Raw genomic sequence first — 26,317 nt, 5'->3', positions numbered from 1 at the left:
GGTCGATCCAGCTGTACTGAGAGAGAGGCTTTCGTTCATTCTGCAATGCTCCGGCGAGATCCTGGTCCGGAGCGGTTTGGAGGGCGGGCTGCGGGAATTCTCGTCGGGTAGGCAGGGTGAGAGCGGCGGGCGCATCCGCCTTAACGTAAAAAGATCGCTATCATGGCCACGCCCACGAAACTGAGATAGCCCCCGATGGCAACGAGGATGTTGCGGGTGGCGACATCCGGCGATTGCAGGACTGCCCGGCGCCTTATTTCTTCATTGGCCATGCTGAGCCTCCAAAGCGGGACTGAGGGCACCTCCAATCAGCAAAGCACTCACAGCGAGGGCGACCAGCGCACCCATACCAAAGATGAGCACCGCGCCTTGCTGATCAAAGGCAGGAACGATCAGCCAGCAAAAGTGGAGAACGGTGCCGAGCAGCACCAATATCCCGGCCGATTGCAGGCCGTAACGGCTCCGCCGATACTTGCGTACGATCAAGATGCAGAATGGCAGAGCAGCGCCAAAAGCAAACGCAAGTACGATCGTTGTGGCCCAACCTGGAGAGCTTCGCTTGAGGTACCATGCGGCCTTGTCGGGCAGATCGCCGTACCACGCGACAAGATAGGTCATGAATTCCAGGTAGACGACGCCAAGCAAGACCGCGAGCAGCAGCGCGCCGACATCGGAAGCCGCAGATTCATCCAGGGCGGGTGCGGTCAGGAGCGCAACAAAGGCCAGCGTCGCTGCGAGCTGCTGGATCGCAATCATCGCCGGAAAGGCAGTCGCGACGTAGTGCGGCTCGACGGACAGAAACCAGTCCACCGCAACGAGGGTGATGGTAGCGCCGTAGAAGGCAAGCCCCAGTCCCGCGAGGAGACGACCGCCCTTGCCCAGACCAAATGTGATTCCGAGGACGCACCATCCGCCGAGTGCAAGGCCAGCGCGCAAAACATAGGAACCCCAGTTCAAGTACCAGCGTCCAACATCCTGGGCGATCTGCGAGCCGTCCTGTGCCCAGGGGTAGAGTTGGCTGCAGGTTGCCAATATAGGAAGAAAGGCGATGGCCACCGCCGCGGTGAGCGCGGCCGACGGTCTCAACATTGCGGCCGTTACAGTGCCCCATCGGCCGCCGGTTAGTGAATGTATCAGCAACAAGATCATGCTGCCGATCGGCAGGCAGCTCAAAATGGCGAACGCGAGCAGCCAGCCCCGAGAGAGGGCTGGTGTCCTATATCCCGCTGTTACAATTACCGCGGCGCTCAGCAGCAGAATTCCGGAAACCGCTCGAAACCGGCGAAGATTACGGAAGCGAACGATTGTTGCACCTGAGCTCATGGCAACCTGCTCCGTAGCTCGGGACTATCCGCTACATTCGCGCCCTGGGATTCCTGGAGTGCCCGTATGTAGGCTACGATCGCCCACCGGTCGTTTGGATCAACCCGGGCAGCGTACGAGTACATCACCCCGTAGCCATTGGTGATCACGTCGAAGAAGTGCTCGGCGGGAGCGGCCCGAAGCCGGCTACCGTGGTAGGACGGCGGCGCCGGAAACCCGCGCTGCACGATTATTCCGTTGCCCATTCCGGACAGCCCGTGGCACGGAGAACAATAGATCTCGTAGCGCTGGCGGCCACGCGCGAGCAGCCTCGCGCCAATAGGCGGGCGCTGCTGCGTTTGCCTTTGACGTTCGATGTCTCCTTGCGCCACGCTACCCTCCGGCAGTGGCTGTGCTTCCGTCTTGTCCTCGAATAGGGCCGCGCGCGAAAACGTTCCATATCGCCGCTGCTGCGTCATCGAGATGTCGTTGCAGCCGGAAAGCAGCAACGCCAGGGTGAGGGGGATTGCCAGGCGGCCGATCATGGTGCACGCACTTCCGTAACTCTCGTTGCGCCGGTCGTCCGAAGCAGGTGGCGGAGCTCGCGCGTCGTCTCGTCGTTCTCTCCGCACGCGAGCAGGAAATAGTGGTCCTGCGAAGCCCGCTCGAAGCCGACAACGTCGAACAATGGATTGTGCAGTTGCGGCAGCCCTGTTGACCACAGCAGAGCAATGAACCCGGCGAGGGCGGCTGCGAATATGCCAACTTCAAAGGGCACGAGGAGGAAAACCGGCCATGAGTTCAGGGGACGTCCACCGCTGTTGATGGGATAGCCGACGACCGCGCTGTACCATTGCAGGGCAAATGCAAACGCAGCGGTGGAGAACCCGGCCAAGAGCATGGTCGCTCGAATACCGGAGCGCCTGGCGGGGATGATCTGCTCGAGCTCCTCGACGGGAAAGGGGGTGAAAGCATCGAGGAGGCCGAATTCCGAGCGGACCTTCAGGCTCCGAGCGGCAGCGATCAGAGTGGCGGGATCCGGAAATTCCGCCAGGAGAGGCCCAGTCATGCCACGTTCTCCCGGTGTGCGAGTTCGCGCATGTCGAACATCGAAATCGCAGGGATCAGTCGCACGAAGATCAGGAACAGAAACGCAAAGAAGCCCAGCGGTGCAATGACGAATGCCAAGTCCCAAATGGTGAAGTGAAAGACCCGCCAAAGGCTCGGCATGTATCCATGAGAGAGTGTATTCCAGACGATCAATATGCGTTCAAGCCACATCCCGACGTTGATCGCGATCGCAATCGCGAATAGGGCAGCAAAGGACCTTCGGACGCGAGGAAACCAGAGCGCCTGGGGCAGGATGACATTGCAGCTCAGTAAAGCCCAGAACAGGGGTGCATAAGTCCCGGTAAACTCGAAAGCCACGAGACTGCGGTCGCTGCGCGCGCCGCCATACCATCCCATGAACCATTCCGTTGCGTAGGAATAGCCCATCACGATCGAGGACATCAGCAAGACACGACCGATGACGTCGAAGTGCCTGCCCGTAATGATGGCTTGAAGTCCGAAGCCCCAGCGGATCGCCAAGGCAAGCACGACGACCATGGCGAACCCCGAGTACATCGCGCCAACAACGAAGTACGGCGGAAATATGCTTTCCTGCCATCCGGGCATCAAGCTTGCCGCGAAATCGAGCCCGACGATGGAATGCACGGAGCACACCAGCGGCACACCGAGCGCGGCCATGGTCGTATGAAGGATCCTCAGGGCACGCCAGTGCCGCACCGAGCCGCTCCACCCGAGCGCAAATGCGCCGTAGAGCAACTGACCCGTACGCGACGTGGTTCGATCTCGCATGGTTGCGAGATCCGGAATGAGGCTGACGTACCAAAACAGGATCGAGAACAGCAAATAGCTGATGATCGCCCAAAAATCCCAAACGAGCGCGCTTCGCCACTGCGGCCACAGCGACATCGTGTTGGGGTAGGGAGCCAGCCAGTAGGCGTAGATCGGACGTCCGAGATGCACGATAGGCATCAGCCCCGCGATGGCAACCGCAAATAGCGTCATGGCCTCGGCGAACCGGTTGATTGAGGCGCGCCATCGCTGCCGTGTGAGCAGCAGCATTGCCGAGATCAGCGTGCCTGCATTGCCGATGCCGATCCACCACACGTAGTCGGCAATCGCAACGCCCCACACGACGGTGGAATTGACCCCCCAGACGCCGATGCCCTCGTAAAACACCCAGACCAGTGCTGCCACGAGCCAGGCGACAAAGGGCGCGCTGACCAGGAGAGCAATCCACCAGAATTTTCCCGGCCTTGCAAACAGAGGCGCCGTCACAGCCTGCGTGATCTCGACATCGCTGGCCCGGTACGAAGAAACCCATGGGGCGGGCGCGGCCGCATTCGGTTCAAGCACGGCGTTCATTTGCCATCACCATCAAGAGATGGAGGATTGCGAACGTCGGCCAGGTAGGTGGTCCGAGGACGCGTGTCCAAGTGGCCAAGGAGCGCGTAGTGTCGAGGATCCGATTTGCGCCGACTAACGCTCGATCCATTCTGATTGACATCGCCAAAGACGATCGCGCTGGTCGGACATGCGTTCTGGCAGGCCGTACGCACTTGGTCGGTCCCGATTACCCGATCCTCGCGCTCTGCCGCTCGCCGCGCCGAACTGATCCGCTGGACGCAGTAAGTACACTTCTCCATCACGCCACGAGCGCGTACGGTTACCTCTGGATTCTTTTGAGCCAGATAGGATTCAAAGCCGAGATTGGCGTATTCCTGGCCGTCGGCGTACCCCCTGAAATTGAACCGACGTACCTTGTAGGGGCAGTTGGCTTCGCAGAACCGCGTGCCGATGCACCTGTTGTAGACCTGTGCGTTGAGCCCTTCGCTATCGTGAACCGAAGCGGCGACAGGGCACACGGGCTCGCACGGGGCGTGCTCGCAATGCATGCACGGGACCGGCTGGAAACCGAGCGCCGGATCGGCCACTGTTCCACGATCGTAGGCGTCCACCCGCAACCAGTGCATGTCCCGACCACGAGCGACCTCCTCCGGACCGACCACGGGCACATTGTTCTCGGCTTGACACGCGACAACGCATGCATTGCAGCCGATGCACAGCGAGGTGTCGATGACCATGGCCCAAGCGTATCCATCCCCGCTGCGAGGCGCTTTCTCCGGCAGCAGACTGGGAGCGTGCTCCTCCTCCGGAGACGAGCGCGTCCTTGCAGCCTCCGCGAGTTTCCGCACCGGGTAGAGTTCGGAAACATAGTCCGCGGCGCGTACGATGTTCTGCGTTGTGAGCGGTTCTTGATTTCGGCCGGTCCTTGCGATGACGGCTTGCGTGACGGTCCAGGGATTTTTCGCGGTCCGGAGCCGATTGGCATCGCATCCGATGCCGTTTCCGATCGCGCCGGCGCGATTGCGGCCGTACCCAAGCGCCAGACTGCCGACGCCGACCGCGGCACTCGGCTCAATAAGCACCGGCGCGTCGATCGAGGCCTCGCCTGATCGGATCGAGACGACCTCGCCGTCAGAGACACCGCGCTGGCGAGCGTCTTCGGGGTTGAGCGCGAGAGCGTTACCCCAGACCTGCTTCGTCAGCGGCTTCGGGCATTCTTGGAGCCAGGCGTTGTTTGCGAAGGATCCATCCCAAATACCTGGATCGGCCTGCAACACCACTTGGAATCCGGACGCGGCACCCGGTTCTGGAATCTGCGGTAGCTTGGGCTGTGCAGGTCGCACCGGCGCCGCGGCACTGCCAGCGATGACACCATCATGAAGCGCGCGTGTCCACCAGGTCTCAAAGTCGGCTCCGCCCTGGGCCTGCCAGGTCTGTCGAACGAGATCGCGCGGCGAGGCCATATCGCCGCTCGTGAGAAGCGCAACGAGCTCGTGCTCCGTATGGGTGCGATATAGCGGCCGGATCAGCGGCTGGACCAGACTGGCTGTCCCGTCGATGCTACGCAGGTCAGACCAGGCCTCCAGTGGATGACTCAGGGGAACGTGCCAGTTCGAAAGCGCTGCGGTCTCATCGGCATAGCAGCCAACGTGCAGTCGAAAGGCGGCTTTTCCGGAAGCGTTGGTGAAATTGAGATCGGCAGGAGCATCGTACGCTGGGTTGACGCCGAGCGTGACGAGCTGATCGACGCCGCCCCCCTCCAAATCGCGAACCAGTTCACCGAGCGTTCCCGGCCGGCGCCCGGCAGGCGTCTGATCCATTGCATCGATGAGATCCAATGGCGCATTGAGGCGAGCGTTGATCCAATGCACAAGCGCGTGGGTTTCGGCAGAAAGCGTTGGGCCGGCGAGAACGATGGAGCTGTCGGGACTGGAGTTAAGATCGGAGGTAATTTTCCCTACGAGCTCTTTCAAATTGTCGGGCACTGCGGGGTCCCGGACAGCTGCGCCAAGCGATTTGGCGATTGCAAGCGCCACTTCATTCATGATTGCCGGCCGCAACGCGAGCCGATGATCAGCTTTCGCCCCGGTTAGCGTTGGGGCCGCCTCGAGGCAGTACAAACGCGAGAAGCCGTCGTTCTGGGGCTGACGGTGCTCGGCAAATCCTCTTGCGTTTCGGAGTTGGTCCGGACCATGGCCCAGCGGGTCGGCACCAAGCGCGACCACCACGCTCGTGCGCGCGAGGTGTGGCACCGTCTCGAGGTGTCGCCCGTAGGCCAACATTGCGCCGGCGCGGGCGTTGACGTCATCGGCGGGGTCATAGGCATGCCACGCGGCCTTCGGAAATCGGCCCAGCAGATCTTCGATCTGTCGCAGCAGCGTGGGCGAACTCACCCGGCCAGTGAGAAGTCGTAGCCCCTCGCCACTGCGTTGCTTGAGCAGTCGGTTTTGGCCAAGCAGAGCCGCGCCGAATGCCTCCGCGGGGGCAAGGGCGCCGTCGTGAAGCGTTGTCCGTGAGCGGTCCGGATCGTAGAGCGACAATACGGCGGCCTCCATGAAGACGTCGGTCGCACCGAGGCTCGCCGGATGCCTGGGGTTGCCTTCGATCTTGATCGGGCGCCCATCGACGGAACTTACGAGCACTCCGCGCCCGTAGCCGGAGAGCGCCAGAGTCGTCGCAAATTTCATCGGCTCGCCCGGCACAAGGCGGTCCGGCATCCTTACATAAGGGATGATCTGTTCGTCGGGGCGGCTGCAAGCCGCCAGTCCGCTCGCGACGCCAGCCGCGAGGAGGCTCAATGCCTGGCGGCGGTCCAGTTTGGGGCCGGCTACGCGCGGGACCATTTTGACGGGCAACTGATCTATCTGTGGCATACCGAGCAGTCCGTCAGATGATCAACGTGGATATGGTATTTTGCCACCAACTCGCGGCCGAGCTCCTCCTGGTTATTTGGTGCTGCCCATTTCGTGTCGAACACCTCCTCGCGAGGACGCAGTGCTTTTTCGGGTGCACGGTGGCAATCGATGCACCACTGCATGGTCAAGGGCGCCGCTTGGCGCATCAGGGGCATCTGATCGACGGCGCCATGGCACGTTGTGCATCCAACGCCGTTCGTGACATGAACTGAGTGGTCGAAGTAGACGTAGTCGGGCAGTTTGTTGACCCGCTGCCAGGCGATCGGCTTATTCCTGGCAAGGCTCGAACGCACCGGGGCGAGCATGCTTGCGTTTGTCCAAAGCTGGGAGTGGCAGGTCATGCATGTCTCAGTCGGTGGCAGGCCGGCAAAGCGTGCCTTTTCGACCGAGGTGTGGCAGTAGCGGCAATCAAGTCCTAAACCGCCGACATGATGCTCATGGCTGAACGGAATGGGCTGGTTGCGCGTCACGTCTTGTCCAGTTGCGTAAGGCGAGCTCATGATACTGTACGCTATCCCGACCAGAAGGATCGGGGCGGCGCCGCACGAGGCCAGAAGCACCTTTGCGACCGTGTCAGCGCCCGTGCGGAAAATCTGCATGCGCCTGCCTCGGCTGGCGGTATCTCATCGCCAATCCCGCTCATTCGTCACTCTCTGCTTACGGCAGCTGATACCGACCTCAGCGTTCCGCCTGCTTACGCCGGCATGCGCAGTTCTCAGCCCGCTCGGCACGCGTGGCCGGAGGTAAAGTCGGACGGATCTATCTTCCAGCATGAGGCGGCCCCCCGAATGCGCGTCAGCCTGCGGCGATCCCAAGGCTGAGGCCGTGCTCAACGATTTGACCGCAGGTCTGTGCCTCCGGGGAATGGAAGGCGCTGAGAATCTTTGCGCGGTAGCGTACCAACCGACTTCGTCGCCGCAACCCAACCCGCTACCGCTCTGTTCGCCGCCGTACCGAGGTTAAATCAACCGAGAGCTCTAGTGGTCGGAACGTAGTGTCCGTCCGTTAGCTATATCCGTATCGAATCTCCCACTTGGAAAGGTCCCCACATGAACAGGATGCTCATTACAGCTTCTGCCGTTGCCCTGATGGCGCTGGCAGCGCCAGCGGTCGCACAGAACGCCACGAACGGATCTCAGGCCTCGTCACAACCGTCCGGCAATTCCGCGAGCAACTCGAACCAGAATCTTGCCGCGGCGCAAAAGATCCAGCAGGATCTGCAAAAGGCCGGCTTCACGGACGTTAAGGTCGTCGCGGAGTCCTTCGTCGTACAAGCCAAGAGCAAGGACGGCAATCCGGTGGTGATGACGATCGGACCGCATGGAATGTCCGTATTCGAAGCCATGAACGCGAATCCTTCCGGCTCGAATTCGGCCTCCTCATCTCAAGGCACCACTGGCTCGAACTCTTCGCGGCAGGGCACTTCCAAGTAAAGGCGAAAGTCGGAGTCCTAGCTGCGGCGTCCAGATGAGAAGCGAGATGAAGCGGTTGGCACGGCGAGCTGCGGAGAAGCGTCCACGAAAACGCCGGCGTCGGGGCCGGGGTGAACAACTCGCTCCGCTGCCCCAACGATTGAAGCAACTCGCGGATCGGGCCAGGAGGGCGGCTGACGAACTCCCTCCTGGCGAAGAGCGGGAGAGCTGTCGAATCAAAGCAGCTCAAGCAGAAAATGTCTTGGAGTTCGTGCGTTTGCTGACGGGGACCCTTTGACCTTATCTGGTTAGATGGTCCGCAACCGTACGAACTTTCGATAAGTGCCCCCTCCTTCGGCGCGAACCCGCAGTCCTCGTGAGTTGTTGTTGCGTCCACAAACAAAAGGGGGCCGGCGATGGCGAAGACAGAACGAAGGGCGAGTTCGGGGGTCAGCCGGCGGGAGCTGCTCGCCGCCGGAATTGTCGCCGGGTCGTCGCTGGCCATTTCTTCCGGCACGGCAAAAGCCGACACAATCTCGCAAAAGGTCCCGTGGGCGCCGGGCGAAGCCAGCAACCCGGTGCCTGTTTCCAAGAGCGGCTATCAGTTTTTCTCCCCGGATGAAGTTGCCTGGGTGGATGCCGCGGTGTCTCGACTCATTCCGAACGACGAACTTGGACCGGGCGCGCAGGAGGTGGGCGTTACCGTCTTCCTCGATCGGCAGCTCGCCGGGGCCTACGGGCGGGCCGAGCGGTGGTACATGGGCGGGCCTTGGGCGAAGGGCACGGAGAGCCAAGGATACCAATCAAGAATGACGCCGGCTCAGCTGTATCGAGCGGCGATCAAAGCGATCGATGGCTACTGCCGAACAAAGTTCGGCGGCAAGCCCTTCGTAGAGCTTAGCGCAGAGCAGCAGGACGAGGTGCTCGGCGAACTCGAGGAGGGAAAAGCAAAGCTCGATCAGGTCGACGCGAAGACATTCTTCAAGCAGCTCCTGCTCAACACCCAAGAGGGATACTTCGCCGATCCGTTGTATGGCGGAAACAAGGACATGGCGGCGTGGAAGATGATCGGCTTTCCGGGCGCGCGATACGACTACCGCGACTTCGTCAGTAAGCACGGCCAGCGCTACCCGTTACCGCCAGTCTCACTTTACGGCCGTCCCGATTGGACTCCAAAGGGATAGGGGGACCCGACATGGCTACCAAGCTCCCTCCGGTGGATGCGCTTCTCGTTGGGTTCGGCTGGACGGGCGCACTGCTCGGCCAGGAACTGACCGATGCCGGGCTGAACGTCCTGGCGCTCGAGCGCGGTGGTTGGCGGGATACCACGACCGACTTTGCCACGACGTTCGTTCAAGACGAGCTCCGCTACTATTATCGCCATGCGCTGTTCCAGGAGCCTGCGCGCGAGACGCTGAGCTTCCGAAACTCGACCAACGAGACAGCTCTGCCGATGCGCCAACTTGGCTCCTTTCTCCCAGGAACGGGCGTGGGCGGGGCAGGAATTCATTGGAATGGACAGAACTGGCGCTTCCTGCCGAGTGATTTCCTCGCCCGCAGCCACAACACGGACCGCTATGGCGCGGCAGCACTACCGCAGGACATGACTGTCCAGGATTGGGGCGTCACCTATGACGACCTGGAACCCTACTATGATAAGTGGGAGTACCTCTGCGGCATCTCGGGCAAGGCCGGGAACATCAAAGGTCAGATGCAGCCCGGCGGAAACCCGTTCGAGGGTCCGCGGGTCAGAGACTATCCGAATCCGCCCATGGAGATGACGTACGGTCCCACACTGTTTGCAGAGGGCGCCAAAGACATCGGACTAAAGCCTTTCCCGGCCCCATCGGCCAACATGTCTCGTGCTTATACCAACCCTCTTGGGGTGCAGCTCGGTCCATGCACATATTGCGGCTTCTGCGAAAAAGTTCGGCTGTGGGAATTACTCCAAGGCGAGTCCTCAGACCACTATCCTGCCGGTTTTGCTTCGCAAGAAGAACTTCGCGCTCAAGACCGAGTGCGAAGTCACCAAGATCAACCTGGACAGTGACAGGAAGCGGGCGGTCAGCGTCACCTACGTCGACACCCAGGGTGATGAGTACGAGCAGCCAGCCGATTTGATCATTCTCAGTGCCTTCGTTCTGCACAACGTGCATCTGCTTCTGCTATCGGGCATCGGCACGCCCTATAACGCGAGCACTGGAGCAGGTACGCTCGGCAAGAACTACGCCTACCAGATCGTCTCCAGTGTCGACGTGTTCTATGACGACAAGATCCTGAACCCGTTCATCGGTGCCGGTGCACTGGGAATGGTCGTTGACGAATTCAACGGAGACAACTTCGACCACACGAATCTCGGATTCATAGGAGGCGGCTATATTGCCTGCTGGAATACCAACGGCCGCCCGATCGAGACCCATCTGGTGCCTGATGGCACGCCGAAATGGGGGCCTAAATGGAAGAGGGCGGTCGTCCACGACTACCTCAAATCGATGTCGGTCGCCACGCACGGGTCGGTCATGAGCCATCGAGGGAATTACCTCGACCTTGATCCCACCTACCGCGACCTTCTCGGCAGACCGCTAATGCGGATGACCTTCGATTTCACCGACAACGAGCACAAGATGTCGGATTTCCTGACCGGGAAGGCTGAGCAGATCGCCCGGGCCATGAAGCCGCGGGAAATCAGGAGCAACCCCCGAAAGGGCCATTACGACATCACTCCCTATCAGACGACCCACAATACGGGCGGCGCGATCATGGGCTCGAACCCGCGTGAGAGCGTTCTCAACCGCTACCTCCAGCATTGGGACGTTTCGAACCTGTTTGTGATGGGGTCGTCGGCCTTCCCGCAGAACCCGGGCTACAACCCCACCGGTACGGTTGCTGCTCTGGCGCTCTGGTCCGCGCAGGCCATCAAAACGCAATACCTGAAGAATCCCGGCCCGTTGGTTCAGGCATGAGGAGATCGGGAAATGTCATTTACGCTTCTGAGATTGGCACTGCTTGTTTCGTGCTACGCGTTTGCTGCAAGTTTCTTCGTTTCGCCCGCTCACTGCGAACAATTGTCCTTCGGCCAAGTCGAGAGAGGACGCTATTTGGCCGCGGCTGGGGATTGCGAGGCTTGTCACACCGCGCCTGGGGGCAAGCCATTTGCAGGTGGCCGTGCCATTCCGACGCCGTTCGGCACGATCTACTCGGCCAACATCACGCCGGATCGAAAGACCGGAATAGGCAGCTGGTCCGATGATCAGTTCTATCGCGCGCTGCATCAGGGAATTGCCGCTGACGGAAGCTATCTCTACCCTGCCTTCCCATATCCCTGGTACACCAAGGTCACGCGCGAGGATTCTGACGCGCTCAAAGCCTTCTTGAGCTCGCTTGAGCCGGTAGCAAAGTCGCCGCCGCCTAACGAGCTTGCATGGCCGCTGGATGACCGCCTCGTCATGAAGGGCTGGAACGAACTGTTCTTCAGGGAAGGAACATTCCAGTCAAATGACCAGAAATCCCCCGAGTGGAATCGCGGTGCCTATCTGGTGCAGGGTTTTGGACATTGCGGCGCCTGCCACACCCCCACGAATGTTTTGGGCGCAGCAGAGAAGCAGTCCGCCTTGCGTGGCGGCAAACTGCAGGACTGGTTCGCCCCGAATTTGACGGCCGACCTCCGGTCGGGGTTGGGCAACTGGAGCATCGACGAGATCGTTACGTTCCTCAAGACAGGCCGGAACGACCGAACGGTTGCGTACGGCCCCATGTCCGAGGTGATCACCTTCTCGACCTCGAAGCTGAATGATGACGATCTCAAGGCGATCGCGACTTATCTCAAAGACGTTCCAGCAGCTGCCGAAGACAACAAAGCTGCTGAACCAGATCCCAAGAATATGGCCGCCGGCAAAGCACTGTACGTCGACAATTGTGCGGGATGCCACCAGGCTGATGGTCAGGGCGTGCCGGCGATGTTTCCGCGCCTTCAGGGAAGCAGCACCGTGCAGGACCGAGATCCGACCACCATCGCCCGGTTGATCTTGTATGGTGCGCACGCCGCGACCACTGACGCCCGGCCGACGCAGGTATCGATGCCGGCCTTCGATTGGAAGCTTTCGGACCAGCAGATTGCGGACCTCGCTACTTACGTGAGAAACGCCTGGGGCAATTCGGCGCCTCAAGTAACCGCGTCAAAGGTCGGAGATCTGCGTCGCTCGACTCCCCAGGAGCTCAGCGGCCGATGAATGTTCTGCTTGCAAGGAGAATCGGCATGAAGTCTATGACCTGTTTCGGCATCTGCACTGCGGCGCTTCTGCTGACAACGGCGGCTTACGCCGCGCCAGACAAATCGAAGGAAACGCCGGGAATCGCGGCGTATCACGCCACGCAAGGCGCGTTCAAGCGTGACCGAAAGATTACCAGGCACATTCTCCGCACCGAGCGGCAAAAGCATGCGCGCGAAGACCGCCACCACACAACTTATTCCCGGTAGCAGCAGCTCAGGCTCTGCCTGTCGGCTTAGTACGCGAACCTGAGATCAAGCAGTCCGATCTGGCGGACCTCAAGCCGCGCACATCGGCCATCCTCAACGCTTATCGTCAGGCCGGACCAATGAAGAAGAAGCCGAGTCCAAACAGAATGTACACGCCGAGCAAAAGCAGGCCCTCGAACCAGGTCGTCTCGCCGTCGCGGGCGATGGCGTTGACGATGAATGCCGTGCTCGCGATTGCAAAAAGATAGAGAGGATTCCTGAACACCAGGCTCATCGGCTTTTCCATGAACGCCGACAGAAGGACCAAAATCGGCGCGACCACCAGCACCAGATGGATCGCGGAGCCAATGCAGATATTTAAAGCAGCCGTCATGTTGTCGCGGTGAGCGAACCAACTCGCCGCGAAAATATCGGCGCTTGTCCCAACGAGAGCCAGTACGATCACTCCAAGAAAAGTCGGCGAAATCCTCAGCGCTGTTGCCGTTTGGCTCAGCACCTCGGAGACGATCTCCGCTTCGACCGCGATAATGGCAGTACCACCAACGATGATCCCGATTGAGATTGCCAGCCCCCACGCAGGACTGCCCTGGGTTTCCTCGTCGGCGAAGGCATCGCGATGAGTGATCAGCGTGTAACCGATGTTTCCTGCGTAGAGTAGAAGCAATACGATCGATGCGCCCAGGCTCAGCTCCTCATCGGTGAGGCGGATGTTGTGCAACTGGTCCTGCCGACCCGTATAGTCGAACACTGCCGGCAGCAGCAGTGCGATGACTGACAAGATCAGGAGCGTCGATAGCAGTCCGGCCTTGGCCGGATTAAATGTCTGCCGCTGCCGCGAGAGACCGCCTATCAGGATCGCGATTCCCAAGCCCAAAAGGCTGGTGCCGATGATCGAGCCGGTAATCTGGGCCTGAACGACGGCCGTTTCACCGCTCGAAAGTATGAACAAGGCCAACACGAGCTCCGCGACGCTACCGAACGTCACCATGGTGAGGCCGCCGATGGTAGGTCCTGCGTACCTCGCGAGTTGCTCGGTACCGCGGCGGATCCACTCCGCCAGCACGGCAATCGCCGCGGCGCTGGTGACGAATCGCAGCACAGGCGGCGCGTTCATGTAGGCGAGGCCGAACGAGAGGGGCGTCAAAGCCAGTAGGAGCAGGAGCACCGTTGGTGCTTCACCCCCCCTGTTTCCGGTGTTCATTCCCGCATTAGAAATCATGCCGCGGCTTCTCACGCGAATTATCTGCACCAAGTCCCTGGTCTGGACCAACATGCGCATTGCGCGCCTTCAGGGCGCTTGTCTCCAAAGCCGCATAGATCATCACGCTGATCGGTGCCGCGAAAATCACGCCCGCCACTCCGAAAAAGCTGCTGACTGCCAAGATGCTGAACAGGATCAGGGCTGGCGGAATGGCGATGAGCCGCCGTTGGATCATCGGGAGCAGCACGTTTCCCTCGATTTGCTGTATGGCGACGTAGGCCAGCGCGGTCCAAAGCAGTGGGGACCAGCCTTGCGCCGTCGCGACGAGCAGCGCAGGGACCGCCGCAATGAAGGGGCCTGCGTACGGGACGAATTCCGCGAGCGCGGCGATGACACCCAAAGCCAGCGGAGACGGCAAGCCTATCAACCAGACTGCCGCCGTCGTGAGCACGCCTACGAGCAGCATCTGGATGGCTTGGCCGATGCTCCACATCTGAAGCGACTGAATGATGTGCTTGGCCGCGGCTTCGAGGGGGTTTGCCCATCTCAGCGGAAGCAGCTTGCGGACCTCGGTTCGATATACCCCGGGCTGAGCCGCCATATACGCGCCCATTGCGATCATGACCACCATCGAGGCGAGCACGCTACTGCTCACGCTGACGATGTTGCCAGCCCAGCTTGTGAGTGAGAGCTGGCTTGCGTCCATGTGTTCCAGGAGCGCCGCCCCCCACGCGGAATGCTGCAATCCATTCGCGATTGTCTTGGCCGCGACGTCGGCGCGCTTCAGCACGTCTTGCATCTCGCTCGACAGGGTCGTGCCGAACAGGTACGCGAGTGCGCCGAACGATCCGAATAGAAGGAGCACCGTCAGGCCGACCGACGCCGTCCTTGGCACTCTGCACCAGCGCAGCGGACGGCACAGGAGGTCCAGGACGACCGAGAGAAGGATCGCGCCGACCGCCACCAGAAGTACCGAGCGAAGGTACCATAGCAGGAACGGAATAGTTGCGATCGCCACTGCGATCGCAACCCGTTTGGTGAACTCGCCCGTGTCCATTCAGCAGGTCCCTCGACAATCACGGCGCTCCGGCCAGCCTGCTTGAGGACGGAAGCGCGGCCGCAGCGGCCCGCCAGATTAATCAGGGGCACGGATGTCGGGCGCCGTCGTAGCCGAGATAGGTGCCGGATGCAGGATCATAGGACTTATGCCGCTGCGCGCAGTAAGCACTGACATCGGCTCTCGCTTCGCTGTTCGCAATTGCGCCCCCGATGAGAGCTCCGGCGGCGAGACCGCCGATAACAGCGGCACCGGGCCCGTAATGTCGGTGCCAATGCGGCCGATGCCAGCCATGATGCCAATCTCGGTACTGCACCTGCTGAACAGATACCGTCGTTGGCGCGATCGGCGCGGCGAGTAAGGTCGAGGTCGAGGCAAGGGTGATCGCGGCAGCAGTAGTGACGACGAGATAAGGAGTTCGCAAGCTCATGCATGCCTCCATGGTGGGTTGAGTACGGGTGCAACGGTCTTTCTTCAGCTTGCGTTCCGATGATGCTTTGCGGGATCAAGCGTCAGAGGGTCGCAGGTGCGCTGTTGCGCGCGGTCGCGCCAACATGCCGCGAGCGGAGCAGTCTCGGTCCGCTTCCGTACAGACTACCTCTCGAGCCGACATTATGGACGGATCGGGTGAAGCCCCGTCAGACGTATAGTCGGGCCCACGACCTCAGGGGCGCGCCAAGGACGAGACAATGAACGGCCCGGAGAACTCCGAGGGTTGACGGCTTAATCCGGATGCAAATACCTGCCCGTCGAGGAGCTCCGGCCCACGACGTTGGATGCGCCGCCTCTAAGAACCTCCCACTGCGTAGTGCCGGCCTCGCGCCGAAAACGGATATCGAACTGCAGCTCTCCCACCCGGAGATCCGTGACAGTAATCTCCGGCAGCCATTCGGGCAGTACCGGGTCGACGTAGAGCCTTTGCTCGGGAGCATTCGGCTGGATTCCCAGCATCGCTTGGAGGAACAAGAACGTCGATCCAGCCGCCCACGCCTGCGGAACGTTCGCGCCTAGATATTGCACGGGGAAGCTTATCGCGTCGCGCTGCAGCCCCGCGTAGAGCTCCGGCATTTGATACTGGGCGAAGTAGCTGCCCGCGCGGGCCACATCAAAGGCTACGCTCGCGGCTTCCGCCGCAAATCCATAACGTCGGAATCCCATAGCAATAAGGCTGTTGTCGTGCGGCCAAACAGACCCGTTTTGGTAGGACAAGGGATTAAACGCCGGGTGCTCGGCTGAGAGTGTCCTTATGCCCCATCCGCTTGACATGTCCTGCGCCATCAGCCGCCGGACCACGCTTTGTGCACGATCGACCGGAACAATGCCCGACCAAAGGCAATGGCCCGGGTTTGACGCCACGCTGAGAACCTTTCGCTTATCGCCATCGAGCGCGTAGGCGTAAAATCCGGAGCCTTCATCCCAAAAGGCCTGGTTAAACCGATCGAACAGCGCCTGTGCCTTGACGCGCAAATGCTGCGCGTCCTCCATGCTTCCGAGTTCATCGAATATCTCGGCCATCTTCTGCCAAGCGTCATAGACGTAGCCCTGCAGCTCACAAAGCGCCTTTGGCCCCTTGACCAGCGAACCATCCACGTCGATGACGGCGTCCCCCGCGTCCTTCCAGCCCTGGTTTTCGTAGCCTGCCGGCGAGCGCGTCTGATACTCTTGGAACCCATCGCCGTCACGATCTCCAAAGTCGTCGATCCAATCGAGACAACGTCGAGCGGTCGGAAGATGGCGCTCGAGCAGAGTTCTGTCCCCGGTGCACCTCCAAGCGCTGTGCAATACGATCAGGTAAAGCACGGTAGCGTCCGCACTGCCATAGTAGGGGGCATGCGGCACGAGGTTAAAGTGTGCCAGTTCGCCGAAGCGCAATTCGTGCAGAATCTTACCCGGCTCTGCGTCACGAAAATCATCGCGTGTTGTGGCCTGACGCGCACCCAAAACTTCAAGGGCTCCTCGTGCAAAATCCGGGTAGACGAGAGCATTCTGCAATGACGCAATAAGGCTGTCTCGGCCGAACAGGGCGACGAACCAAGGCACTCCGGCAGCCGGAATAAAGTCGAGGTGGTTCGCTCTTTCAATCGGCAACCGAAGCGACGCTACGTCTTTGATCGCTTGGTCGAACAGCCGGCGGAATTCCTCGTTGGTGGTTTGGATCTTTAAAACGGTTTTTTCCCAGTTCTCAAGCCGCTGGCCGACCGTCGATTGCCGGATATCCGCAATACATTGATCGGGTGCCTTCGCGCGGGCCTTACCGTCCCCCAACTCGTAGAGAAGGCAAGCATGCCATTCTTGGCGAGGCTGCAATCGCAACTCGAAGCTAATGCGCCCATTCGCATAGACAGCTGCAGAATTACTGCGCTTTATCAGCACCCGAAGCTCGCGGCAGAAATCTTTCTCGCGATAAATGCTTCTCAGTGCTGATGGGCTCTTCGACCATTCGGTCGTTATGCGGCCCCGTCGAACGATGTTTCCGGACTTGACTTCGAACAGGTCGGCGAAGTCGCTCTCAATCTTGATTTCCAGGTTGAAACGGACCGGCTCCGATCCGTGGTTCACGACGTCAATGTCCTCGTGCACCCCACCATCGATCGACCGGCTGACCCCCAGTTGGAGCGTGTTCGGTGCGATCTTCCCTTGCTCCGTGGCAACGGCGGAATTGGTCAAGAATATGCGCGACGCGTAAAAGAAGAGATTGCCGCTGTTAAGCAGGCGCCACGGCGTCCCGTTTGCGCAGATGGTCCAACTGCTGATCAGCCGAGTATCGAAGAAATAAAGCCCCTTGTTGGATGGGAATGGGATTTGTCCGTCGGGATCAGTAAGCAGAACACTGTGTCCCTGATTAATGGCCATTTGAGGTGGCCCTACCTTTATCTCATGCATCAGATGTTTCGCTCCGCTACTGCATGCGCCGTTTCGTGGTCGATCTCATCGGGCCCAGGGGGCTTGGTCTCGGAAAGGAATGCCCAGATGAGCGCTGTCGCCGCAGTCGCAATCACGGCGATCACAAGGAACCCGGTCCAGGAGCCAAATCCCTGGAAGAAATAACCAGTTGAAACAGTACTGGCCGATGCGGCCAATCCGCTCATTGCTCCGATGATACCCTGAGCGAGGTTGAACCGTCCGCTTCCCACCGTGAGATCGGCTATGACGACGATCATGAGAACGCCGATGACGGCGCCAGTGACGCCACTCAGCACTTGGGCAATAATGAGGAACGGCAACTCCGTCGTAGACGCAAGCAGGCCAGCACGAACGGGTTCAAGCGCAAAACCGATGAGCAGAAGCTGTCGGCGCCCTCTCTTTTCGGAGTGATACCCTATCCAGGGAGAGATGGTCGCCACCACAATCTGCGGAACGATAACGAGAAGGGAAATCGATACGGATCCTTGTCCGGCCTTCGCGATATTTTCGCCGATGAGCGGCAGTGTTGACGAGTCCGCCAATTGGAATAGCGTTATTGCGGTCGCGAAGAGCACGAGTGGCCGATTTTTGGCAAGATCCAGTACGCGACCGACGTTCTTGGCTTGCTGATCTATTGCTGCATTGCGGGCCCTGGCATAGTCGATTTCGTTCGGCCGTATGAAACCAAGTGAGATCAGCGCGGGGATGCATAGCGTTGCCGCGGCCAGGAACATCGCGCCTGGCCAGTAATAGGCGCCCGCCAGTCCCATCAAAACGGCAGTGACGACGTGCCCTCCTGCAGCGGATCGATAATTTCGGCCGGTGCGCAGCGACATCGCTCGCCGACCCACCAAACCCAGACTGATTGCCCCAATGGCGGGCGTGATGATTCCGGCAGTAACGCCGTGCAGCACCTCCGCGCAGAGTATCGGCGCAAACGAGTGCGACAGCGCAAGAATTAGTGCTGCCGCGCCGATCGCAATTATCCCAATCGCGACCAGTCCACGTTTCCATTTAAGGGCGTCGCACAGGGCGCCGCCCGGGATCTGGCTGAAAACCCCAGCAAGTCCGCCGACGGTGAGAGCCAAGCCCGTGCTGCCTTCGGACCAGCCGCTCTGCGCGAGATAGAAGGCGACGTAAGTACCGAAGCCGGTTTGTACGTCGGCAATAAAGAAGTTCATCCAGTCGAGGCCCCACCGACTTTGACGGGAGGATGCCTCATGAAGCGAGTTGCTGGCGGCACGATAGCCGGCGACTGCCTCTCGAAGGTTGGTTCGGGCGCTCATTGAGAAGGGGCTCAGGCAATGTGCTACTGCACATTCAAGCCGATCCGACCGGTGAGGTTCCTTGAGGGCCCGGGTCGGGATCCTCCGCCGAAAGCGCAAGCCGCATCGCCAGGCCAAACGATCTGTCCATGGTCGTTGAACGCCGCAACGCGAAGCAGCTTATGCGTAATGATGCCGGTGGCGATCACCTAAGCAAGATCCCTGTGCGGCTCATATGGGAAAACTCAGGGCGATGGCTGAAGGAGGTAATGACGCTTCAATCTGTAGCTCGTCTTCCGCGCGGCTTCTTGTAGTACTTCAAGATCAGCATGCTTTGTCGCGGAAACGTAAAGCTCCCAACTGATGCCGGGCGGCCCGTCAGAGAGGGTCTTTATCTCGACGGAAACCACGCTCTCGCCGCCGGGAAACCCGCGGATCTCCTTGAGGGCAATGCGTTCCAGGTCCTTCTTCAAAACCTTTGTCTTGGCCACAGGAGCGCTCCGCCGCGAGCCGGACTGTTGAACATGCCAGTATTCTGCAAACTGATGCGTTTCACCGATGTTCCTGAAGGGACTCTCGTCACCCCCTTCGGAGTTCGCGCTGGCAACGACCGAAGCTATGGTGTTAGCGCCGCTTACGCGCCAGAAATCGTCACGCTCCTCGCTAGGGTCGAAGCCATAGGTTGACCCAGCGAAATCGATCTGATCGACGAAATGGGGCACATCTAAGCCGAGATCCGCAGCTTCTGCCCTTTCTCGAAGATCTAGTCGAGTCGGCACTTCTCCTTTCGCCTGCGTCTGCCCTCCGGCACGAGCCTTACCTCGCGATGCGCATATGCTTGCAGCTGTCTCACGTCGTGCAAGGAAGCAAGAGCTGCCAATGTGTGTACGGGCGCTGCAAGTTCGCAGATGGTCCTGGCGACGCGAATAGCCTGGAGCCAGCAGCAGGCCTGCTAGAGCTCAACTCAGAAGTGTTGGACAGGCCAACCCTGCTCCCGGCGTACTTCGCAGTGACGCACGAATTTGCGTTCAAGTGCGCTGTCGGTCGCCGGGTCGCCAGGAATGCCAACGCAATCTCGGTGCACTACCGTACAAAAGAGACTGGCTTCACGGCCGGATTGCGTGGCCGCCGAGCTTAAATAACCTGTAACGCTGCAACGTTCGCGAACATTCCACGTTGGATTCGTCTGAGCCGTTCGCGGCGCCGTCACCGAGATAATCCAATGAACATCAGCGAATTCGTTTGGCATCGGCTTTCCGAATGGGGCTTGAAGCGCGTCTATGGCTATCCTGGGGACGGCGTCGGCGGGCTGGACGTGGCGCTCGATCGTGCCAAGCACTCGATGCAGTACGTTCAGGTTCGACACGAGGAGATGGCCGCGTTCATGGCCTCGGCGCACGCGAAGTTCACCGGCCAAGTGGGACTCTGCTACGCCACGTCCGGACCGGGGGCAATCCACCTGTTGAATGGTCTGTACGATGCCAAAATGGATCATGTCCCGGTGGTCGCTTTGGTGGGACAGCAGGCGCGAAGCGCGATCGGCGCGAGTTATCAGCAGGAGGTCGATCTCCAAACACTTTTCCAGGACGTCACGGAGTACGTCGCGCAAGCGAGCGTCCCCGAGCAGGTGCGTCATCTGATCGACCGGGCGGTTCGGATCGCGCACTTTAGACGCGCCGTTACGTGCGTAATCTTGCCCAAGGACGTGCAGGAGCTCGAATACAGCGATCCGCCGCTCGCGCATGGCGCGACCCACACCGGGGTCGGCTACGCCGGGCCGGCCACGCTGCCGAACGAGGCCTTGCTGCGTTCCGCCGCGGACGTGCTCAACAGCGGGGACAGGGTCGCCATTCTGGTCGGCGCAGGCGCACTCGAAGCTACGGACGAAGTCATTGCCGTCGCGGAGCGCCGTCAGGCGGGTGTTGCGAAGGCGCTGCTCGGAAAGGCTGCACTGCCGGACGATCTGCCATTTGTGACCGGTTCTATCGGGTTGCTCGGAACCAAGCCGAGCTGGGATCTGATGAAGAATTGCGACACGTTCCTCATGGTGGGTTCCGCATTCCCCTACAGCGAGTTCCTGCCAAAGCCGGGAGACGCGCGCGGGGTGCAAATCGACATCGACGGGTCGCGGCTCAGCCTGCGATATCCCATGGAGGTCAATATTGTTGGCGACAGCGCGGCAACATTGAACGCGCTGCTCCCGCTTCTTCAGCAAAAGCAGGACTCGGCCTGGCGGCGGGACATCGAAAGCGGCGTGCGCGAATGGTGGGGCACCTTGGAACGACGTGCCATGGACTCTGCCGATCCGCTCAACCCACAGCGCGTGTTCTGGGAGTTATCACCGCGACTTCCGGATAATGCGATCATCACGGCCGACTCCGGCTCGGTCGCGAACTGGTATGCCCGGGATCTGAAGATCCGCCGCGGCATGAAAGCCTCACTCTCGGGCGGGTTGGCTTCACTGGGCGCGGGCACTCCTTACGCGCTCGCGGCCAAGATGGCCTATCCGGAGCGGACCGTCATCGCGTGCATGGGAGATGGTGCCATGCAGATGAACGGGCTCAACGTGCTGATCACCATCTCCAAATACTGGAAGCAATGGTCAGATCCTCGCGTCATCGTTCTCGTCCTGAACAATCGCGATCTCAACCAAGTCACGTGGGAAGAGCGCATCCAGCTCGGCTCCGGCAAGACGGAATCCACGCAGAGTATCCCGGATTTTCCATATCATCGATATGCCGAGCTGCTCGGGCTGAAGGGAATCTTTGTCGACAACCCGGACAGGGTAGCAGCCGCCTGGGATGAGGCCCTCGCGGCCGACCGTCCTGTAGTGCTGGAGGCCTACACCGATCCGAACGTGCCACCTCTGCCGCCGCACATCACGCTCAAGGACGCGAAGAACTTCATCAGCATGATTCCGTCGGAGCCAGAGCTCGGGAGCGTGCTCAAGAATAGCGCAAAGGAGCTGCTGACCAGTATCGTGCCGGGGAAGGACTAGATGAAGCCTGACCCTTCCATCGACCGCCTGCGCGCGCGAGCGTTTGCCATTCCGACCGATGGGCCGGAAGCAGACGGGACGTTCAGGTGGGATTCGACGACTCTTGTCGTCGTCGAGGCGTGGGCCGGCAACAAGAAAGGCCTCGGCTACACCTATTCGAGCGCATCCATTGCCCGCCTGATCGAAGCCGAATTGTATCCATCCATCAAAGGTCAGGATGCCATGTCTCCTCAGAGCTCGTGGGCATCCATGCAGCGCGCCGTGCGCAACCTGGGTCGAGAAGGACTCGCGGCGACCGCTATTTCTGCGGTTGACGCCGCGCTTTATGACCTCAAGGCCCGGCTCCTGGACATGCCGTTGGCCGGCGTGCTGGGCAGCTACCGGCTTGGCGTCCCAATCTACGGGAGCGGAGGTTTCACCACATACTCCGATGATGAACTTCAAGAGCAGCTTGGAGCTTGGGTTGCGGAACAGGGGTGCGCCTACGTCAAGATGAAGGTCGGCTCGCAACCAAAACGCGACCCGGACCGAGTGAGGCTCGCCAAGCAAGCGATCGGAGAACGCGCAAGACTCTTTGTCGATGCAAATGGCGCATATACACCCAAGCAAGCGCTCGAGCTTGCAAACGCCTTTGTCCAGGAAAACGTGAGCTGGTTCGAGGAGCCCGTCTCCTCAGATGATCTCGATGGTTTGCGAGCGGTTCGCGCGCGCGTCCCGCCCGGAATGGATGTCGCGGCAGGCGAATACGCCTACACCGCGGACTACGTGCGGAGGATGCTCGCCGCCCGCGCGGTCGATGTGCAGCAAGCGGACATGACGCGCTGTGGCGGGATCACCGGCTTCCTCCAGATCGCTGCCCTGTGTGACGCATTTCAGGTCGATTTGTCCGCCCATTGTGCGCCTTCGCTGCATCTTCACGCAGCCTGCGCTGCGCCGCGCCTGCGTCACCTGGAATGGTTTCATGATCATGTCCGGATCGAGCACATGCTGTTCGAAGGCGCTCCTGTCCCGAAGAACGGCGTCATCTATCCCGATCTGTCGCAACCGGGAAACGGGCTGGCCTTCAAAGAGCCGGATGCCGCGCCCTATGCCATTTGAGTACGCCGCATGACACGAACAACGCAGTCTCCTTTCCAGCATGCCGCCGATGCTTCCCGTTCGCTGGCCGATCGGTCGGCCAGCCGGACAGGATCACTCGTTCTCTGGCGACCAAAGAAGTCGACGCAGAAGAAGTCCGTAGTCGCGGCGCGTCGATTGAACCGCGCGGCCGGCGGCTTGGCAGCCTCGGTGCTTGCGGATAGCGCGGTCGAGCACTACCGCGGCTCCTTCAAGAACAAGGCCATGTTCGCGCCGCTCGTTGCATCGGCGGTGACGCTTGCGATGAGTGCCCACGGGACTGCGGACGCGCGTCCGGTCGCTCACGGAGCGCGCGATACAACTTATCTGTTGGCCGCCGCGACCGGTCTGATTGGGACCGGCTTTCATTTGTACAACGTGACGAAGAAGGTCGGTGGCTTCAGCTGGCAGAACCTGTTTTATGGCGCGCCTGTCGGCGCTCCTATGGCGATCCTGCTCTCTGGCCTTTTGGGATATTGCTCGGAGCGCGTGCGCGAGAGCAAGTCACAAACAGGGCCCGAAGTCCTCTCGCTTCCAGCCGGTCGGACCATCGCGGCGGTGACCGCGGCTGGGTTGCTGGGGACCACGGGGGAAGTGGGATTGCTGCATTTCCGCGGGGCATTCCACAATCCGGTCATGGCCATTCCAGTCACCCTGCCGCCGATCGGAGCCGGGTTGCTTCTGGCGGCGTCAGCCGGGGCACGGCGCCCGCATCGGCTCGCGCGCTGGTGGATGCGACTGCTTGTAGGGATGGGCTTGGCAGGGGTCGGTTTTCACGCCTACGGCGTATCCCGGAATATGGGGGGCTGGCGCAATTGGAGCCAAAATCTCCTCAGCGGGCCGCCGCTGCCGGCGCCGCCGAGCTTTGCCGGGCTCGCCCTTGCAGGTCTTGCAGCGCTCGAGCTGATGAGGGAGTACCCTGATGCATGACAGGACGCACCCTGTTAGCTCAAGCGAGCCTTATCCCGACTATGACGTTCTGAAGAAGTGGAGCGGACCATCATGGAATGACAAGACCCGGGCGGTCGTGGCGCGCCGTTTGGCGATCGCACCGGAGCCGCGGTTCTTCACAGTCCCCGAGTTCGAGACAGTTTCGGCAATCGCCGCCCGTATCCTCCCGCAGCCGGCCAATCGGTCGAAAGTTCCGGTTGCGGCGCTCCTCGACAGCAAACTGCATCAAGGTACTCGCGACGGCTATCGCGTTGCCGGAATGCCGCGAGACGGAGAGGCGTGGCGGCAGGGGCTAAAAGCCATCGACGCCGAAGCGCAACTGGCCTACCAGCGACGCTTCGCCGAGATCACCGAAGCGGAGCAGGATGAACTGCTCCGTCAGGCTGAAGCTGGTGCGCTCACCGCTTCGGAGTGGGGCACGATGCGCTCTGCGGACTTTTTCAAACGCAGATTATTGCGCGACATCGTGCTTGCGTATTACGCCCACCCCACTGCGTGGAGCGAGATCGGCTGGGGTGGACCGGCAAGTCCCCGCGGCTATGTGCGTCTTGATTTCAACGAGCGCGATCCCTGGGAGGCAGCTGAAGCAAAGCCGGGCGCTGAGGACAAGGCAGCGAGGATCAATCGCCATGTCCGATGACCCCCTGCAAAGTCCGCGCGCCCGGGACGGCCACGCGCCGGATGTTTTCCGACCCGGCGGTTGGGTGCCGATGAAGCAGTACCGCGATGACGAGGTTGTAGACTTCGCCATCGTGGGAACCGGGGCGGGCGGCGGCACGCTCGCGTGTAAGCTCGCCGAGTACGGCTTCTCGGTCGTTGCGTTCGATGCCGGGCCATATTTTCGGCCGCTCGAAGACTTTGCTTCCGACGAATCGGAGCAAACCAAACTCTACTGGACGGACGATCGCATCGTGGACGGGGCAAATCCGCTGCAGCTGGGCAGCAATAACTGCGGCAAGGCGGTCGGAGGTTCGACGGTGCATTTTGCCATGGTGTCGCTTCGCTTCCGACCCGAGTGGTTCAAGGCGCGCACGCTGCTTGGCTATGGAGCCGACTGGCCATTGGATTGGCGCGAGATGTGGGACTATTACACGGAGGTCGAGCAGGCACTGAAAATATCGGGGCCGATCAACTATCCCTGGGGGCCGCCGCGACCGCGGTATCCCTATCGAGCCCATCCGCTCAACGCGGCCGCGCGTGCACTCGCCAAGGGTTGCGACGCGTTGGGAATCAAGTGGACCGAAACACCACTTGCCACTCTTTCCGCACCCCGAGGTCTGGCGCACCCTTGCGTCTATCGCGGCTTCTGCGTCGCAGGATGTTCGACGAACGCGAAGCAGAGCGCGCTCGTGACGTGGATTCCGCGGGCGCTCGCTGCAGGCGCCGAAATCAGGGACCTTGCCATGGTCGGCCGTGTCGAGGTGAGCCGGACCGGTCTCGCCTCGGGCCTGCACTACCATCGCGACGGCGCCTGGCATTTTCAGCGTGCGCACAACGTCGTTGTCGCCGGGTATGCGATCGAAACGCCAAGGCTCTTGTTCAATTCCGCGACGGACAGATTCCCGGAGGGGCTTGCCAACAGCTCGGGTCTGCTCGGCAAGAACCTGATGGCGCAGTCCAATCAGGCCGTGTGGGGCGTAATGGATGACGAAATCCGATCGTACAAGGGGCCGCCTTCGCTCGCGATCACCGAGCACTGGAATTATGAGGATGCGGGCAAGGATTTCTTTGGCGGTTACGCCTACATGAGCCAAGGGCCACTGCCGCAACTCTGGGCGAATACGCAGGCGAGCGCGCACGGCCTGTGGGGGGCCAGGCTCGTGGAGGAAATGAAGAACTACAATCACGTCGTTGGTCTGAAGATCGTCGGTGAAATGCTGCCCCAGGAAAGAAACTGCGTCAGCTTGACCGAGGAGGTCGATCAATACGGGTTGCGAATTCCGCGCGTGACCTATTCATGGTGCGAAAACGACAAGCGCTTGATCGATCATTCGCTCAAGTTCATGAGCCAGGCCCTTCGAGCTGTCGATGCCAAGGACATCTGGTTCCAGACGGATGATACCTGCCATCTCAATGGCACTGCTCGCATGGGCACCGATCCCGCAAGCAGTGTCGTGAACGCGGATTGCCGCAGCTGGGATATCCCAAATTTGTGGATCTGCGACGGCTCTGTTTTTCCGACCGTCGGGGGAGCCAATCCGTCCCTAACCATCCAAGCGATCGCGTGCCGTACCGCCGATCGTATTCGCGCCCTCGCCCGTCAAGGAGAGATCACGATGTGGTCAAGCGAGAATGTCTAACGAG

The 26,317-nt window shown here is 60.7% G+C and carries 24 protein-coding genes; 11 read left to right on the top strand and 13 right to left on the bottom strand.

Translation table 11 applies throughout. From position 1 onward, the window contains the following. Positions 1-140: 140 nt before the first annotated feature. The 7 genes from AB8Z38_RS14045 to AB8Z38_RS14015 are packed head-to-tail and all read right to left on the bottom strand — an operon-like array spanning position 141 to position 7,231. Positions 141-272 carry a hypothetical protein gene (locus tag AB8Z38_RS14045; protein WP_369725718.1) on the bottom strand — a complete coding sequence of 44 codons (132 nt, stop codon included), beginning with the start codon at positions 270-272 and terminating at the stop codon, positions 141-143. Then, positions 262-1,323: a hypothetical protein gene (locus tag AB8Z38_RS14040; RefSeq protein ID WP_369725717.1), complete on the bottom strand. Its 1,062-nt coding sequence runs from the start codon at positions 1,321-1,323 to the stop codon at positions 262-264. The genes AB8Z38_RS14045 and AB8Z38_RS14040 overlap by 11 nt, the downstream gene beginning before the upstream one ends. Next, positions 1,320-1,847, bottom strand: a complete 528-nt coding sequence (locus tag AB8Z38_RS14035; RefSeq protein ID WP_085350390.1) for a cytochrome c — start codon at positions 1,845-1,847, stop codon at positions 1,320-1,322. Before AB8Z38_RS14035 ends, AB8Z38_RS14040 begins: the two co-directional genes overlap by 4 nt. Then, a complete protein-coding gene (locus tag AB8Z38_RS14030; RefSeq protein ID WP_369725716.1) occupies positions 1,844-2,371 on the bottom strand; it encodes a DUF3341 domain-containing protein in 528 nt (175 codons plus the stop codon). The genes AB8Z38_RS14035 and AB8Z38_RS14030 overlap by 4 nt, the downstream gene beginning before the upstream one ends. Then, a complete protein-coding gene (gene nrfD, locus AB8Z38_RS14025) occupies positions 2,368-3,735 on the bottom strand; it encodes an NrfD/PsrC family molybdoenzyme membrane anchor subunit (protein ID WP_369725715.1) in 1,368 nt (455 codons plus the stop codon). Before nrfD ends, AB8Z38_RS14030 begins: the two co-directional genes overlap by 4 nt. Continuing rightward, positions 3,732-6,590 (bottom strand): 4Fe-4S dicluster domain-containing protein, encoded by a 2,859-nt coding sequence (locus AB8Z38_RS14020; RefSeq protein WP_369725714.1) that lies wholly within the window; start codon positions 6,588-6,590, stop codon positions 3,732-3,734. The genes nrfD and AB8Z38_RS14020 overlap by 4 nt, the downstream gene beginning before the upstream one ends. Next, positions 6,578-7,231: a cytochrome c3 family protein gene (locus tag AB8Z38_RS14015; protein ID WP_369725713.1), complete on the bottom strand. Its 654-nt coding sequence runs from the start codon at positions 7,229-7,231 to the stop codon at positions 6,578-6,580. The genes AB8Z38_RS14020 and AB8Z38_RS14015 overlap by 13 nt, the downstream gene beginning before the upstream one ends. Positions 7,232-7,681: 450 nt before the next feature. On the opposite strand from AB8Z38_RS14015, the gene AB8Z38_RS14010 reads away from it, so the two are divergent. The 6 genes from AB8Z38_RS14010 (at position 7,682) to AB8Z38_RS13985 (ending at position 12,521) form a co-directional block, all read left to right on the top strand. Beyond that, positions 7,682-8,065: a hypothetical protein gene (locus AB8Z38_RS14010; RefSeq protein WP_369725712.1), complete on the top strand. Its 384-nt coding sequence runs from the start codon at positions 7,682-7,684 to the stop codon at positions 8,063-8,065. Positions 8,066-8,460: 395 nt separating this feature from the next. Continuing rightward, the gene (locus AB8Z38_RS14005; RefSeq protein WP_369725711.1) at positions 8,461-9,228 is read left to right on the top strand and encodes a gluconate 2-dehydrogenase subunit 3 family protein; all 768 of its coding nucleotides are present in this window, start codon (positions 8,461-8,463) and stop codon (positions 9,226-9,228) included. Between the two features lie 11 nt (positions 9,229-9,239). Next, positions 9,240-10,094, top strand: a complete 855-nt coding sequence (locus AB8Z38_RS14000) for a hypothetical protein (RefSeq protein WP_369725710.1) — start codon at positions 9,240-9,242, stop codon at positions 10,092-10,094. Further along, a complete protein-coding gene (locus AB8Z38_RS13995) occupies positions 10,027-11,007 on the top strand; it encodes a GMC oxidoreductase (protein WP_369725709.1) in 981 nt (326 codons plus the stop codon). Before AB8Z38_RS14000 ends, AB8Z38_RS13995 begins: the two co-directional genes overlap by 68 nt. A gap of 12 nt (positions 11,008-11,019) precedes the next feature. Further along, on the top strand, positions 11,020-12,273 hold the full coding sequence (locus AB8Z38_RS13990; RefSeq protein ID WP_369725708.1) for a cytochrome c: 1,254 nt from the start codon (positions 11,020-11,022) through the stop codon (positions 12,271-12,273). Continuing rightward, positions 12,270-12,521: a hypothetical protein gene (locus AB8Z38_RS13985; RefSeq protein WP_369725707.1), complete on the top strand. Its 252-nt coding sequence runs from the start codon at positions 12,270-12,272 to the stop codon at positions 12,519-12,521. The genes AB8Z38_RS13990 and AB8Z38_RS13985 overlap by 4 nt, the downstream gene beginning before the upstream one ends. 106 nt (positions 12,522-12,627) lie before the next feature. On the opposite strand, the gene cax is transcribed toward AB8Z38_RS13985, so the two are convergent. From cax to AB8Z38_RS13955, 6 genes are all read right to left on the bottom strand, one after another. Then, positions 12,628-13,740: a calcium/proton exchanger gene (gene cax, locus AB8Z38_RS13980; RefSeq protein WP_369725706.1), complete on the bottom strand. Its 1,113-nt coding sequence runs from the start codon at positions 13,738-13,740 to the stop codon at positions 12,628-12,630. Next, positions 13,730-14,779, bottom strand: coding sequence for an AI-2E family transporter (locus tag AB8Z38_RS13975; RefSeq protein WP_085350401.1), 1,050 nt, complete (start codon positions 14,777-14,779; stop codon positions 13,730-13,732). Before AB8Z38_RS13975 ends, cax begins: the two co-directional genes overlap by 11 nt. 82 nt (positions 14,780-14,861) lie before the next feature. After that, entirely contained in the window at positions 14,862-15,209 is a 348-nt protein-coding gene (locus AB8Z38_RS13970) for a BA14K family protein (protein ID WP_085350402.1), read from the bottom strand. A gap of 293 nt (positions 15,210-15,502) precedes the next feature. After that, positions 15,503-17,632, bottom strand: a complete 2,130-nt coding sequence (locus tag AB8Z38_RS13965) for a glycogen debranching N-terminal domain-containing protein (RefSeq protein WP_369725705.1) — start codon at positions 17,630-17,632, stop codon at positions 15,503-15,505. Positions 17,633-17,661: 29 nt separating this feature from the next. Beyond that, entirely contained in the window at positions 17,662-18,969 is a 1,308-nt protein-coding gene (locus AB8Z38_RS13960; RefSeq protein WP_369725704.1) for an MFS transporter, read from the bottom strand. A 224-nt stretch (positions 18,970-19,193) separates the two neighbouring features. Further along, the gene (locus AB8Z38_RS13955) at positions 19,194-19,670 is read right to left on the bottom strand and encodes a hypothetical protein (protein ID WP_369725703.1); all 477 of its coding nucleotides are present in this window, start codon (positions 19,668-19,670) and stop codon (positions 19,194-19,196) included. Between the two features lie 500 nt (positions 19,671-20,170). Between AB8Z38_RS13955 and AB8Z38_RS13950 the strand changes: the two genes are divergently transcribed. The 5 genes from AB8Z38_RS13950 to AB8Z38_RS13930 all read left to right on the top strand — a co-directional run bounded on the left by AB8Z38_RS13950 (position 20,171) and on the right by AB8Z38_RS13930 (position 26,313). Next, a complete protein-coding gene (locus AB8Z38_RS13950; RefSeq protein WP_369725702.1) occupies positions 20,171-21,946 on the top strand; it encodes a thiamine pyrophosphate-requiring protein in 1,776 nt (591 codons plus the stop codon). Then, positions 21,947-23,044 (top strand): enolase C-terminal domain-like protein, encoded by a 1,098-nt coding sequence (locus AB8Z38_RS13945; protein ID WP_369725701.1) that lies wholly within the window; start codon positions 21,947-21,949, stop codon positions 23,042-23,044. 243 nt (positions 23,045-23,287) lie between these two features. After that, positions 23,288-23,992 carry a hypothetical protein gene (locus tag AB8Z38_RS13940; RefSeq protein ID WP_369725700.1) on the top strand — a complete coding sequence of 235 codons (705 nt, stop codon included), beginning with the start codon at positions 23,288-23,290 and terminating at the stop codon, positions 23,990-23,992. Further along, complete coding sequence (locus tag AB8Z38_RS13935) at positions 23,985-24,653, top strand: gluconate 2-dehydrogenase subunit 3 family protein (protein ID WP_369725699.1); 669 nt, start codon at positions 23,985-23,987, stop codon at positions 24,651-24,653. The genes AB8Z38_RS13940 and AB8Z38_RS13935 overlap by 8 nt, the downstream gene beginning before the upstream one ends. After that, positions 24,643-26,313 (top strand): GMC family oxidoreductase, encoded by a 1,671-nt coding sequence (locus AB8Z38_RS13930; RefSeq protein WP_369725698.1) that lies wholly within the window; start codon positions 24,643-24,645, stop codon positions 26,311-26,313. Before AB8Z38_RS13935 ends, AB8Z38_RS13930 begins: the two co-directional genes overlap by 11 nt. The last annotated feature ends 4 nt before the right edge of the window (positions 26,314-26,317 follow it).

The organism is Bradyrhizobium sp. LLZ17, from assembly GCF_041200145.1.
Classification (GTDB): domain Bacteria; phylum Pseudomonadota; class Alphaproteobacteria; order Rhizobiales; family Xanthobacteraceae; genus Bradyrhizobium.
This window is presented reverse-complemented; position numbering and strand designations above follow the sequence as displayed.